The sequence below is a fragment of the Frankia gtarii genome, assembly GCF_025403375.1.
GTDB lineage: Bacteria > Actinomycetota > Actinomycetes > Frankiales > Frankiaceae > Frankia > Frankia gtarii.
In genome coordinates this window covers 1-13407 of the sequence record NZ_JAMPTM010000187.1, presented here as the reverse complement: position 1 = coordinate 13407, position 13407 = coordinate 1, and the positions used below count along the sequence as shown (strand labels likewise).

Below are 13407 nucleotides of genomic sequence, written 5' to 3'. Positions count from 1 at the left end.
GGCCGGACGGGCGGAACGAGTCGGCGGGTGGCGGCGGCCCGGACGGTGCCGCCGGCGGGGCAGCGCGCTGCCCCGCTGTCGGCACCGTGCCCGCCGTCGGCACCGCGCCCGCCGGCGGCACCGCCTTGCCGTCGGGAGGCATCACCTGGGTGCTGTCCGCCGCCTGCTCGTCACCATCGCGTCCGTCGTTCACCGGACCATCTCCTGCCATACCGCGCCGGAGCACGCCGTCGCTATGTGGTCTTCCGCCTGACGGCGTCATGCGCCAGGCTCCGCCGGATCGTCGCACGTTCCACGCATCCGGCAGGCCCACGGGTCCGATCATCCCAGGATCAGGCGTGTCGGATTACCGACCTTCACCGGAAGTGGCGGAGAATGAGCACCTTCGGCACCGGCCCGGCGCTGTCCGGCACGGACAGCTCACACCTCGAGCGGCAGCTGCGCCACCCCGGTGTCCCGTCTGACCGGCGCAAGCCGGAAAACATCGCCGCGCGGCGCCACGAACGCCTGCCAGAAATGGTCCGCGACCTCGTCGGGGCGCAGTGGGCCCGCCGGGCTCACCCGCCCGTCGAGGACAACCGTACGCAGCCGGATTCCGCGGGCGGCCAGGGTCGGGCGCAGCGCCTCGGCGAGGGCGGTCAGCCCCGCTTTGCCGACGGCCAGGGCGAAGCGGCCGGCCACCGGTTCGGTGCGGGGGCCCGCCGCGGTGAGCATGATCGTCGCAGCCAACCTGTCGTCGAGCAGCCCGGTGGCGACCTGCACGGCGGCCAGCGCCCCGGTCACGTTGACCGCGAGGGTCTGGTTCAACGTCTCCGCCGCCACCGTGAGCGCGGCCCCGCGGATGCTGAGCTTGGCGTTGTAGACGAGCACGGTGAGCCCACCGATCTCGGCGCAGACCCGCTCGACCGCGCCGGCGAGCGCCGAGGAGTCGGTGACATCCGCGACCGCGCCGATGACGGGAAGCCCGTCCCCGGCCAGCGCGTCGCGCACCCGGGTGAGGGTGTCGGCGGAGCGGGAGACGACCCCGAGCGCGAAACCCTCCCGCCCGTATCGGCGCAACAGTTCGACGCCGAAGCTCGCACCCGGTCCGACCACGACGAGGCCGCGCGACGGCGGCGCGCCCCGACGGCGCCCGGCGCCCGGTTCGCGCGGTCCGGTGCTGGCCATATCCCCATCCTGGCCGAGGCTGCGGCCGGAGATGTCGGGGATGGCCGGATCGACGCGCGGCGGCTCGCGGGTGACGGGTCTGCCGCGGTGATGCCGGGCGGGCCGGCGATCAGATTCGGATGCGCTCGTCCCGGGCCGCCTGCACCGCGTTGGCGGCCCGCAGCGGGCCACTGCGCAGGTACGCCCATCCCAGGGCGGCGCTGACGAGGATCACCGGGATCAGCAAGAGCAACAGGGCGATGACGACCGCACCGAAGGTCTCCACTCCGTCTGCATACCCACGTCAGCCGATGAGGATCCCGGGGTTGAGGATGCCGGCGGGGTCGAGGGTGCGCTTCACCGCGTGCAGCACGTCGACGCCGAGGTCGCCGATCTCGGCGCCGAGCCAGGGACGGTGCTCGGTGCCGACGGCGTGGTGATGGGTGATCGTGCCGCCCGCGGCGACGATCGCGTCGCCGGCCGCCGCCTTGGCCGCCCGCCAGCTCCCGATCGGGTCCTCGCCCTGCGCGCACACCACGGTGAAGTAGAGCGAGGCCCCGGTCTCGTACAGGTGGGAGATGTGGCACATCACCACCGGTGACAGACCCACGGCGCCGAGCGAACCGGCTAGCGCGTCACGCACGCCCACGTAGAGTGCCGGCAGCGTGGCCCAGAATCCGGCGGTCTCCAGCGTCTCGGCGAAGATCCCCAGGTCGAGCAGGGCGTCACGCAGGTACGGTGCCCTGAACCGGCCCCGCTCCCAGTCAGGTCCGGCCGCCGCGTCCAGCCGCCGGGCGCCGCCGGCCAGCAGCACGCCCGCGACCTCGGCGGCGCGCCGTTCGACCGTCGACTCGGCCCCCTCGTACCCGGTGACGAGATGGCAGCCGTCCGGGGCGGCGTCCGGGGCGGTCTTGGTCTCCGCCGCCGGCCCGCCCGGATGCGGCGGGCGGGCGAGGCCTCCGAGGGTCTCGGTCTCGTCGGACAGGCGGCAGACGGTGGGCCGCAGGTCAGCCGCCGCGAGGGTGCGCAGCAGCCGGGTCCCGGTCGCGAAGTCCGGCACCGACCAACCCTCGAAGATCTGCCGCGCCGGCAGCGGCCGAACCCTGGCCACCACCTGGGTGATCACACCGAAAGCGCCCTCGGAGCCAAGCATCAGCTCGCGCAGGTCCGGCCCGGCCGCCGAGGCCGGCGCGCGGCCGAGCTCCCAGGAACCGACCGGGGTCGCCACGCGCAGCCCGACGACCAGATCGTCGAAGCGGCCGTAGCCCCCGGACGCCTGGCCGCTGGACCGCGTGGCGGCGAAACCGCCGATGGTGGCGTACTCCCAGGACTGCGGGATGTGGCCGAGGGTCAGGCCGTGCTCGGCGAGCAGCGCCGCGGCCCGCGGGCCGCGCAGCCCGGCACCGAGCTCGGCGGTGCCGGACTCCCGGTCCACCCGGCCCAGCACGTCCAGCCGGGCGAGGTCGAGCGCGACCACCGGTTGCTCCGCGGGCCGGGCAGGTTCGAGGCCACCGACGACGGAGGTGCCCCCGCCGAACGGCACGACGGCGATGCGCTCCCGGCTCGCCAGGCGCAGCACGGCGAGCACTTCGTCGTGGTCCGCGGGCAGCACCACCGCGTCGGGCGCGGCGCTGGCGTCGCCCGCGCGCAGGCGCAGCAGGTCGGTCGTGGACCGCCCGCGGCAGTGGCGGATGCGCGCCTCGTCATGCGTGTGGACGTGGCCCGAGCCGACGATCGCCGCCAGCGCGTCCCGCGCCGCCGCGGGCAGCCGGGCCGGTGGCAGGCGTACCTGCGCGAGTGGGACCGGCGCGGTGGGCCGCACGGGGATACCCAACCGGGCCAGCAACCCGCGGGCCTCGTCGGGCAGCGGCTCGTGCTCCGACGCAGGCCCCCAACCCCACCAGACGGGCTCGGTCGGGCCGGCCCTGCGCACTTCGTCGGTGCTTGTCAACGCCACCTCGGTTCGCCTACTCGATCCGACTCGCTGGACTTCGGCACGAGACAGTGTGACAGTCGTCGTAACACTGTCACAAGACTTCGGCTCCACGATGACACAGCCGCGGCGGGCACGCCCCCGGCGGCGCCCGCGCCGCGATCGTGGCAGTCGAGCAGGAGGGTGGCCACACGATGCTCGACACCGACCGGCGGCCCGACACCTCGGACGCCTCGGACACCTCCGGGGCCCTCGGCGGTCCCGTGCGCTGGTCCGGCGAACAGGCCGTCCTGGACGCGGCGAAGGCGTCGCTACTGGCGGTCGGGGTCCGCCGCACCACGCTGACCGGGGTCGCCCGCCGCGCCGGGGTGAGCCGGATGACCCTCTACCGGCGCTGGCCGGACCTGCGCTCGCTGGTCGGCGACGTGATGACCCGGGAATGGACGACGGTGGTCACGGCGGCGGCGGACCTGACGCCCCCCGACCGGTCCGACGGTGATCTGGACGACCTGGTCGACCACATCATCGCGACGGTGGAGGCGTTCCGGACGAACCCGGTGTACCTGCGGATCATCGAGACCGATCCGGAGCTGCTGCTGCCCTACCTGACCGAGCGGCGCGGCGCCACCCAGCAGATGATCGTCGATCTACTGACCGAACAGCTGGGCGTCGCCGCGCGGCACGGCGCGGTACGCGCGGTGGACCCGGCAGCGCTGGCGGTCATGGTGCTGCTCGTCGTGCAGTCGTTCGTGCTGTCGGCGCGTGCTCTCGCCGGCCCGGTGCCGGCCGCGATGCTGGCGGTCGAGCTGCGGCGCCTGCTGCGCGGCTACCTCGCCCCGGACACCCCGGACACTCCGGACGCGAGCGCCGGCCGGTCGCTTCAGGTCGCGCGGCCTTGACCGCCGCCGGCTGGCCGGCCCCGCCGGGAGACACCTCCCTCAACGCACGGCGACGCGATCGGGAGCTGGCCGCCACCGCCGACGGCGAACCGGTCGACGTGCTGGTCGTCGGCGGCGGCGTCACCGGCGCCGGAGTCGCCCTGGACGCGGCCTCGCGCGGCCTGTCGGTCGCGCTCGCGGAGGCGCACGACCTCGCCTTCGGCACCAGCCGGTGGAGCTCCAAGCTCGTCCACGGCGGCCTGCGCTACCTCGCCGGCGGCGACGTCGCGGTGGCGTGGGAGAGCGCGGTGGAACGCGACATCCTGATGCGGCACACGGCGCCCCACCTCGTCCGGGCACTGCCGATCGTGACCCCGTTGACACCGCAGGTGTCGCACTCGGCCGCCGCGCTGGTGCACACCGGGCTACGGATCGGCGACCTGATGCGCCGCGCCGCCGGCACCCCGCACACGGTGCTGCCGGGGCCGCGCCGGCTGACGGCGGTGGAGACCCTCGGTCTCGCCCCCGCGCTGCGGGAGACCGGGCTGCGCGGCGGGCTGGTCTACTGGGACGGCCAGCTCGTCGACGATGCTCGGCTCGTCGTCGCCCTGGCCCGCACCGCCGCCGGCCACGGCGCCCGGATTCTCACCAGGCTGCGGGTCGAGCACATCGACGCCCGCGCCGCGGCGGGCGGCGACGTGACCACGGCCGCCCGTCATCGCGGCGGCTTCGAGGTGACCGCCCGCGACGAGCTCACCGGCGACGAGGTCCGGCTGCGCGCCCGGACTGTCGTGAACGCCGCCGGCGTCTGGGCCCCGGCCCTGACCCCCGGCATCCGGCTGCGGCCGAGCCGCGGCACGCATCTGGTGTTGCGCTCCGACGCCCTGAAGGGCGCCCGCGGGGCACTGTCCGTGCCGATGCCGGGTGAACGCAATCGGTTCGCACTGGTGCTCCCGCAGGGTGACGGCCGGGTCTACGTCGGGCTGACCGACGTTCCGGTCGACCGGGTCACCGACGTCCCCGAACCCGACGACAGCGAGATCACCGAGCTTGTCGACGTCGTGTCGGCCGTGCTCGCCGCGCCCCTGGACCGCGCCGACCTGCTCGGCGCCTTCGCCGGACTGCGTCCACTACTCGACGACAGCCCCCTCCTCGACGACAGCCCCCCGCTCGGCGACGGCCTACGCTCCCGCCCCGGTGCCGCCCGGCCGGGGCGCACCGCGGACCTGTCCCGGCGCCATCTCGTCCGCACCGATCGGGGCGGCCTGATCACCGTCGTCGGCGGGAAGCTCACGACCTACCGGCGGATGGCCGCCGACGCCGTGGACGCGGCCGTCGCGGCCGGCGAGCTGCCCGCCGGCCCCTGCCGGACCCGGCGGCTCGGGCTCGTCGGCGCCGCGCCGCGATCGATACTCGCCGCGGTCGCCGCGCCACGTCGACTGGTCGAGCGGTACGGCACGGAGGCACCGCGGGTGCTCGCGGCCGCGGACCACGACCCCGGGCTGCTCGCGCCGATCGTCGACGGGGTGCCGGTCACGGGGGCGGAGCTGCTGTTCGCGGTGCGCCATGAGGGAGCGCTCGATCCGGCGGACCTGCTGGACCGGCGTTCGCGGATCGGCCTCGTTCCCGCCGAGCGCCGCGCGGCCCTCGCCGCCGCCACCCGGCTGTTCGACCACGCGGTGACGCGCTGACCGCGGCACCGCCGGATCCTTCGTCGTCGCCGGGGCTGCCGGACCCTCCGTCGCCGTCGGGTTCGGTGGAGCCGTCGGGTTCGGTGGAGCCGCCGGGTTCGGTGGAGCTGCCGGGGCTGCCGGGGCTGCCGGCCTCGGCGGGCGCGGACCAGTGCATCTCGACGCACACGACGCCCTCGCCGATTGTCCCGCCGGCGCGGACCAGCCCCGAGCCGCCGGGGCCGAACTCGCCCGTCCGGCCGAAGTCGGCCAGGGTCGGCGTGGCGCGGGGCGGGGCAGATCGTCCCGGCATCGCGGGCCCCGCGACCAGCCTTTCAGCCCGTCCCGCGGGCCGCCCGTCGACCGGCGCGCCGGGGGCCACCGATCCCTCGCCCGACCGCTGCGCCGGTGGAACGGGGCGAGCCGGGGCACGGCGCGCCGGATAGGTGAGATAGACACTCGCCTGCGCGGCGCCGAGGTAGCCGGTGAGCATGACGGGCCCCTGACGGACGGCGGCCAGCACCGCCGAGACCCGGGCGAGGAACTCCCGATGCACCGGTTCGGGCAGCACCAGCAGGTCACCGTCCGTCTGGACGGTGACAGCGATGCCCCGGGCCTCGGCCTGCTCGATCGGCCCGAGCAGGTCCCGCAGTGCGTCGGGGCCGGCCCCGATGAGATCCCGGCGCAGCGCGCGGGCGCACGCCGTGCACAGGGCGCGCACCTCCGGCCGGCTCGGATCGCACCCGCCGGCGGCGATGTCACGCAACAGCGGCAGGATCCGCACGTCCAGCTCGGCGAACCGCCGGCGCCGGTCCCGGCGGACGGTCCGGTCCAGCACCCGCCGGCTGGTCAGGTCGGCTTCCAGGTCGCCGGCCCGTGCCCGTTCCTGCGCGCTGGCCCGCAGGACCGGTCCGAACATCGTGACCAGCACCTGCATGATCCACTGTGCGTACACCGCGGCGGCCAGCCTGGCCAGCACGAGGGGGTCGTACCCGCAGCCGAGTCCGGCGACGATTCCGACCATGGCCACCGTCGCGAACCCGGCGGCGGCGTAGCGCTCCCGCTGCGGCCGGGACAGCACCGCCAGCGCCACCAACAGCGGGTTGATCATGGTGGTGCCCCAGCTCACGACCAGCTCGCCGGGCGGCTCGACCGTGTTGACCGCACCGGCGACCGCCGAGGCGACGGCCGCCAGCAGCACACCGGCCGATTCGAGGCGGCCCAGCGGCCGGCGGGCGACGACTCGGGCCGTCAGCCCGATGACCACGGCCGTCGCCAGCCAGATTCCCAGGCTGGCCGGGATCGACCGGGCCTGGTCGCGATGGACGACGACCGGGGTGAGTGCGGCGAGCCAGCCCACGACCACCGCCAGGGCGAACGCCCGGCGCGCCGCCGCGGCGAACTGCTCCTCCAGCTGGTCTGCGCCGGCAGGTTCGACGGTGACCGGCGGGGGCAGTTCCCATCGCAGCGTGATCCGGGTGCCCTGCCCGGGTTCGGACCAGATGTCGGCCGTGCCGCCCACGGCCTCCATCCGGGCGGACACGGAGCGCCGCAGTCCGAGGCGGCGCCCGTCGGTGGCCGGCTCCGCCGGCCGGAAACCGCGCCCCCGGTCGATGACGGACACCTCCAGCCGGCCGGGGCCGAGCCGGGCGAGGACCTGGGCGTCGCCGGTGCCGGCGTGGGATCGGACGTTGCGCAACGCCTCGCCCATCGCCGCGGTGACGGCGGCGCCGACCTCGTCGGGTACCCACTCGCCCGCAGGCTCCGGCCGGTCCCGCGGCGTGTCGGTGTCCAGTTCGACCCGCAGGCCGGCGCCCCGCGCGGCCTCGACAGCGTGATCGATGCGTTCGGTGAGGGTGGGAACCGCGTCGGGCCGGCTGGCCAGGTGCTCCTCGACGGCACGCACGCTGTCGGCGCACTGCCGGCGCAGGTCGGCGGTCGGCTGGTCCTCGCTCATGCCCAGACCGGTGAGGGTGTTGAGAATCGTGTCGTGCAGGAGCCGCTCCTGCTCACGGGAGTCCAGCTCGCGCCCCTCGGCGACGAGCTGCCGGCGCCGCCGGGCGGTCACGTCGCGATGCTGCCGGTCGGCGTCGACCGCGACCCGGCGCAGCCGCCCGGCGGCATGATGCAGCAGGCCACCGAGGGCGAGGAGCATCACCGTCGAGGCGAACACCTGAGGCCGGTGGTGGATGCCGCTGACGAGCTGGGCGGCCACCAGCAGCGCCGTGGCGACGGCGAAGGCCCGCGACGGCAGCGCGAACGCCGCCGCCACCACGGCGGTGAGCAGGCCGACGAAGGCAAACGATGCGGGGTCTCCCCGCGACGGGTCAGGCGTCAGCCAGCCCGCGGCCAGTGCGATGAGGGCCGCCACGGCCACGTCGGCGACCGCCATGGCCCGGCGCGGGCGGCGGCGCAGATGCGCGGCGAACAGCACTCCCCACGCCAGCACGACGCCCGGTCCGGCCAGCGCCGCCGGATGCGCGCGGTACCAGTCGGTCCAGGCGGCGACGAAGAACAGCAGGTAGCCCACCTGGGCGACCCGCATCCGGGCGGTGCACCGAACCATCACCGTCGACAGCGCCTGCGCCGAGCGTCCGTTCATGCCGCGTAAGTGTGGACGAGGTGACCGTCTCGCCCCACGCACGGGGCAGGTACCCCGCGCCTGGGAGCAGGTGTCGGAGACCGGTCAGCGCGAGGAGTTTCACGATTCCCAGGCCTCGGGGAACGTCCGACGCGAGGAGCACCGTTCACGACACGGTGTCGACGGTGAGCCGGGCGACCTGTTCCAGGTGCTGGCGGCTGTCGCCGAAGGCGGCGATGAGGCGTTTCGCTCGCTTGTAGAAAAAATGGGTGTCGTGCTCCCAGGTATAGCCGATCCCGCCGTGGTACTGGACCATCGCGGCGGTGGCGTCACCGGCGGCCTGGTTCGTCTTGCTCTTCGCCACGGCGACGGCGAGGTCGGCATCCGGCCGGTTCTCGTCGAGGGCGTGCGCCGCGTACAGCACGGCATGCTCGGCCATGGTCACGGCGACGTGCAGGTCGGCGAGATGGTGGGCCAGCGCCTGAAACGACCCGACCGGCCGGCCGAACTGGACCCGCTCGGTGTCGTAGGCGACGGTGCGGGTCAGCGCCGCCCGGGCGACGCCGACGAGGTCCGCGGCGGCCAGCACGGCGCCACGGCCTAGCAGGTCCGCCAGCGCCGCGGCATCCGAGCCCGGCAGGCGGGCGGCCGGCGCCCCGCTCAGCGTCAACGCGGCGAGCCGGGTGGTGCCGTCGATGCCCGCCTGCCGCTCGATCCGCACCCCGGCCCCCCCGCGTTCCAGCAGGTAAAGCCCAACGCCACCACCGGCATCGCCACCACCGGCATCGACGCCGGGCGGGGTCGGCTCGGTGGCCGCGACCACGATGACGTCGGCGACGTGGGCGTACTCGACGCCGGAGGCGGCGCCGTCGAGCCGGCCCGCGGCATCGGCGCGCACGGCGATCCCGCCGGGGCCGAAGCTCCCACCGGGACCGCGCAGCGCCACGGTCGCGACGAGCTCGCCCACACCGAGCGGCCCGAGCACGGCCGCCGCCTGCTCCGGCGAGCCGTCCCGTCGGACGGCCGCCCCGGCGAGCACCGTCGCCGCCCACGGCCCCGGCACCACCCCGGCGCCGAATTCCCGCGCGATCACCTGGGCATCGAGCAGGCCGAGGCCGAGGCCACCGTGCTCCTGGGGCACGCACACCGACAGCCAGCCCTGCTCCCCGACCGCCCGCCACAGGTCGGCGGGATGGCCGTCGCCCCGCTCGTCGTCGACGACCGCCCGCACCGCCCGCAGGTCGAAGCGGTCGGCCAGGAGGGCACGAACGGTCTCGGCGAGGGCACGCTGCTCGTCGGTGAGGGCGAAGTACACGAGCGTGGTTCTCCTGACGGCGGGTCGGGGCAGGGCGGCGGGTCAGGGCAGCGGGTCAGGGCAGCGGGTCGGGGCGGCGGGTCGGGGCGGCGGTTTACGACCCGCGGGGCAGGCCCAGCACGCGTTCGGCGACGATCGTGCGCTGCACCTGCGACGATCCACCCCAGATCGTGACCGACCTGGTCCAGAAGCTCTCCTGGCGCAGCGCGGTCAGGTCAAGGTCCGCGGTCGGCCGCAGCAGCGCGACATCGGCACCCAGCAGCTCGTCGAACGTTTCGAACAGGCCCTGGTAAGCCTGCGACCACTGCAGCTTCGTCACCGACGACGCCGCCCCCAGGTCATGGCCGCGCTCGACCTCAGTGAGCACGTGCATCGCCTGGTAATGCAGGCATTCCAGCTCGACGCGGCGCCGGGCGAGCTCCTGGCGCAGCACCGGGTCGCCGTCGCGGCCCAGCGCCCGCGCCACCCGCACGATCTCGTCGTAGGCCTGCCGGTAGGCGGTGTACTGACTGATCCCGGCCGCGCCGCGCTCGAACGACAGCAGCAGCATCGCCGTCGCCCAGCCGTTGCCGATCCCGCCCACACACTGCGACGCCGGCACCCGCACGTCGGTGAGGAAGACCTCGCCGAACTCGCTGACCCCGCTCATCTGGCGGATCGGACGCACCTCGACCCCGGCCGCGTCCATGTCGATGAGCAGCAGCGACAGGCCGCGATGGCGGCTGCTGCCGGGCTCCGTGCGGACCATCGTGAAGATCCTGTCCCCGCGGCCGGCGAACGTGGTCCACACCTTCTGGCCGTTGACGACGTACTCGTCGCCGTCGAGCACCCCGTGGGTGCGCAGGGCGGCGAGGTCGGACCCCGCGCCCGGTTCCGAGAAGCCCTGGCACCAGATCACCTCGTTGCGCAGCATCGGGCCGATGATCTCGGCCTTCTGCCGCGGGGTGCCCACCGCCATGACGGTCGGGGCGAGAAAGACCAGACCGAGGCTGTTCACCGAGCGGGGGGCGTGGGCGCGCACCAGCTCGGAGTCGTGGATCGCCCGCATCGCCGGGGTGCCGCCGCGGCCGCCGTACTCGACCGGCCAGTCGATCCCGGCGAATCCGGCCAGCGCCTTGCGCCGCTCCCAGTCCCGGCGCAGATCGAACGCCTCGTCCTCGCCGACGGTGGCCCAGAAGCCGGGTACGGTCCACGCTGCGGGGATGTTCGCGGCGAGCCAGGTGCGCAGCTCGGCGCGGAACTCCTCCGCCTGCGGGGGGTAGCTCAGATCCACGTGGCCAAACCCATCCTGTCGGCATGCCGCCCGCCACGGGAGCCGGGCTCAGTCCAGACCGTAATACTCGACAGCCGCGTGGTGTGCCGATCGCCGCCTCGCCGACCCCGGCGCCGCGTCGGCGTCCCCCGCCGGACGCCCGCCGTTCACCCGCGCACAGGCGCCGGTCACCGCCAGCCGGCACGATGGGGATGCGGTCGCCGCGGCACCGCCCGGACCCGCCGGTATGAACCGGGACCCGCCGGCATGAGCCGGGACCCGCCCGCCCGTCTGAAGGAGGACAGCCGCCTTGACGCCGACCAGGCCCGCAGCGCCGACCGCGGGCCTCGATCCCGCTCGCCGCACCGAGACGCTGCGCCGGATGCGCACCGAGATGATGGACATCGCCGTGATCGGCGGTGGGGTGACCGGCGCGGGAGTCGCGCTGGACGCCGCCACCCGCGGACTGTCGGTGGCCCTCGTCGAGGCCCGCGATCTCGCCGCCGGGACCTCCAGCCGCTCGAGCAAGCTGATCCACGGGGGGCTGCGCTACCTCGAGCAGCTCAACGCCCCGCTGGTCCGCGAGGCCCTGCGGGAACGGTCCCTCATGCTGGACACCCTGGCCCCGCACCTCGTCCACAGCGTCCCGTTCCTGCTGCCGCTGACCCATCACGGTTGGGAACGCGCCTACATCGGCAGCGGCGTGCTGCTGTACGACACCCTCGGCCAGGGCCTGGCCCGCATCGCGCCGGGCGGCGACGGGACCATGCCCCACCACCGGCACCTGAGCCGCAAGGCGGCGCTGCGGGCGTTCCCGTCCCTGCGCTCCGACGCCCTCGTCGGCGCCATCCAGTACTGGGACGGCCAGGTCGACGACGCCCGGCACACCCTGTTCGTGGCGCGGACCGCGGTGCGCTACGGGGCGCTCGTCGCGACCAGCGCGCGGGTCACCGGCCTGCTGCGGGAGGGCGACCGGGTCGCCGGCGTCACGGTGCGCGACCTGGAGTCCGGCGACGAGATCGCGCTGCGCGCCCGGCAGACCATCAATGCAGCCGGGGTGTGGACCGACGAGATCCAGTCGATGGTGGGCGGGCGGGGGCGGCTGTCCGTCCGGGCCTCGAAGGGGGTGCACATCGTCGTCCCCCGCGACCGCATCCACGGCGAGACGGGGCTGATCCTGCGTACCGAAAAGAGCGTGCTTTTCGTCATCCCCTGGGGCAGTCACTGGATCATCGGCACCACCGACACCGACTGGAACCTCGACCTCGCCCACCCGGCGGCGAGCAGCGCCGACATCGACTACCTGCTCACCACCGTCAACCGGGTGCTGCGCACGCCGCTGACCGCGGACGACATCACCGGCGTGTACGCGGGCCTGCGGCCGCTGCTGGCCGGCGAGTCCGAGGACACCTCGCAGCTGTCCCGCGAGCACGCCGTCGTCACCTCCGTGCCGGGCCTGACGATGGTCGCCGGTGGCAAGTACACGACCTACCGGGTGATGGCCGCCGACGCCGTCGACGCCGCGGTGGGCGGGATGAACCGGGCGGTGCCGGCGTCGTGCACCGAAAAGATCCCCCTGCTCGGGGCGGACGGCTTCCCCGCCCTGTGGAACGCCCGGGAGACCCTCGCCCGCCGGGCCGGGCTGCACGTCGGGTGGATCGAACACCTGCTGCACCGCTACGGCACCCTCGCCGAGGAGGTGCTGGAACTCGCCGCGTCCCGCGCGGAACTCGCCCGGCCGCTGCCCGGGGCGCCGACCTACCTGGCCGCCGAGGCGGTGTACGCGGTCACCCACGAGGCCGCGCTGCACCTGGAGGACGTGCTGACCCGGCGGACCCGCATCTCGATCGAGACCGCTGACCGAGGAGTGGAGGCGGCCCGCCACGTCGCCGAGCTCATCGCCCCCACGCTTGGCTGGGACGCCGCCACCCGCGACCGCGAGGTCGAGCACTACCTGGCCCGGGTACAGGCCGAACGGGCCTCGCAACAGCAGGCCGACGACGCCACCGCCGACGCGGCCCGGCTCGGCGCGCCGGACGTGCGCCGCCTGGGCCGCGCCGAACACTGCGCCCCCGCACCAGCCGCCGGCTGAGGGCGACACGGGAACCGGCGACAAAGGAACCGGCGACATAGGAACCAGCAGCACGGGAACCGGCACGGTTCAAGCGGCGTAACGGCGCGGGTTTTAGTGAGCGCGTCCGCGGAAGGACGCCTGCATGGACACTATCCTCTGGATCATCGCTGCGATCTTTGTCATCGCCGGGGTCGTCACGATCGTTCGCGGGGGTCTCATCTACGGCATCGTGCTCATCGTCGTCGGCCTACTCATCGGCCCGGGCGGTGTTTCCGTCTTCAGCTGACGAAGACCGGTTGACGGACATCTCTCCGCTGGCACTCCGGCCAGCGGAGACGCGTCAAAGGCCGTATTCCTCCAGCAGGCGGAGCCATACTTCGCTCACCGTCGGAAACGAAGGCACCGCGTGCCACAGCCGCTCGACGGGTACCGCACCGACAATCGCGACCGTCGCCGCGTGCACCATCTCCTGGGTGTCCGGGCCGGTGAACGTCGCGCCCACCAGGACCCGCCGGGATTCATCGACGACGATCTTCGAGGTGCCGGTGATCCCCTCAC

10 protein-coding genes and 2 pseudogenes are annotated in these 13407 nt (G+C 74.5%); 4 read left to right on the top strand and 8 right to left on the bottom strand.

Annotated elements, in window-relative coordinates; translation table 11 throughout:
- The 4 genes and pseudogenes from NBZ83_RS22590 to NBZ83_RS22575 all read right to left on the bottom strand — a co-directional run.
- Nucleotides 1-193 (bottom strand): annotated as a pseudogene (locus NBZ83_RS22590) (LmeA family phospholipid-binding protein); the annotation flags it as partial.
- Between the two features lie 227 nt (nucleotides 194-420).
- Complete coding sequence (locus NBZ83_RS22585) at nucleotides 421-1167, bottom strand: SDR family NAD(P)-dependent oxidoreductase (protein WP_261566136.1); 747 nt, start codon at nucleotides 1165-1167, stop codon at nucleotides 421-423.
- 109 nt (nucleotides 1168-1276) lie between these two features.
- A complete protein-coding gene (locus tag NBZ83_RS22580; protein WP_261566137.1) occupies nucleotides 1277-1432 on the bottom strand; it encodes a hypothetical protein in 156 nt (51 codons plus the stop codon).
- An 18-nt stretch (nucleotides 1433-1450) separates the two neighbouring features.
- Entirely contained in the window at nucleotides 1451-3097 is a 1647-nt protein-coding gene (locus NBZ83_RS22575) for an FAD-binding oxidoreductase (RefSeq protein ID WP_261566138.1), read from the bottom strand.
- Nucleotides 3098-3273: 176 nt separating this feature from the next.
- Here NBZ83_RS22575 and NBZ83_RS22570 point away from each other — a divergent pair, with 176 nt between their 5' ends.
- Nucleotides 3274-3978, top strand: coding sequence for a TetR/AcrR family transcriptional regulator (locus NBZ83_RS22570; RefSeq protein WP_261575737.1), 705 nt, complete (start codon nucleotides 3274-3276; stop codon nucleotides 3976-3978).
- Nucleotides 3975-5648: a glycerol-3-phosphate dehydrogenase/oxidase gene (locus NBZ83_RS22565; RefSeq protein WP_261566140.1), complete on the top strand. Its 1674-nt coding sequence runs from the start codon at nucleotides 3975-3977 to the stop codon at nucleotides 5646-5648. Before NBZ83_RS22570 ends, NBZ83_RS22565 begins: the two co-directional genes overlap by 4 nt.
- 1489 nt (nucleotides 5649-7137) lie before the next feature.
- On the opposite strand, the pseudogene NBZ83_RS33955 reads toward NBZ83_RS22565, so the two are convergent.
- From NBZ83_RS33955 to NBZ83_RS22555, 3 genes and pseudogenes are all read right to left on the bottom strand, one after another.
- Nucleotides 7138-7338 (bottom strand): annotated as a pseudogene (locus tag NBZ83_RS33955) (hypothetical protein); the annotation flags it as partial.
- Nucleotides 7339-8374: 1036 nt separating this feature from the next.
- Nucleotides 8375-9523 carry an acyl-CoA dehydrogenase family protein gene (locus NBZ83_RS22560; protein ID WP_261575736.1) on the bottom strand — a complete coding sequence of 383 codons (1149 nt, stop codon included), beginning with the start codon at nucleotides 9521-9523 and terminating at the stop codon, nucleotides 8375-8377.
- A 94-nt stretch (nucleotides 9524-9617) separates the two neighbouring features.
- Nucleotides 9618-10796, bottom strand: a complete 1179-nt coding sequence (locus NBZ83_RS22555) for an acyl-CoA dehydrogenase family protein (RefSeq protein WP_261566142.1) — start codon at nucleotides 10794-10796, stop codon at nucleotides 9618-9620.
- Between the two features lie 289 nt (nucleotides 10797-11085).
- Here NBZ83_RS22555 and NBZ83_RS22550 point away from each other — a divergent pair, with 289 nt between their 5' ends.
- Complete coding sequence (locus NBZ83_RS22550; RefSeq protein WP_261566143.1) at nucleotides 11086-12867, top strand: glycerol-3-phosphate dehydrogenase/oxidase; 1782 nt, start codon at nucleotides 11086-11088, stop codon at nucleotides 12865-12867.
- 124 nt (nucleotides 12868-12991) lie between these two features.
- Nucleotides 12992-13135 carry a GPGG-motif small membrane protein gene (locus NBZ83_RS22545; protein WP_165699166.1) on the top strand — a complete coding sequence of 48 codons (144 nt, stop codon included), beginning with the start codon at nucleotides 12992-12994 and terminating at the stop codon, nucleotides 13133-13135.
- Between the two features lie 54 nt (nucleotides 13136-13189).
- Here NBZ83_RS22545 and NBZ83_RS22540 read toward each other — a convergent pair.
- On the bottom strand, nucleotides 13190-13407 hold a 218-nt coding region (locus tag NBZ83_RS22540), incomplete at its 5' end, for an oxidoreductase dimerization domain-containing protein (protein WP_498041072.1).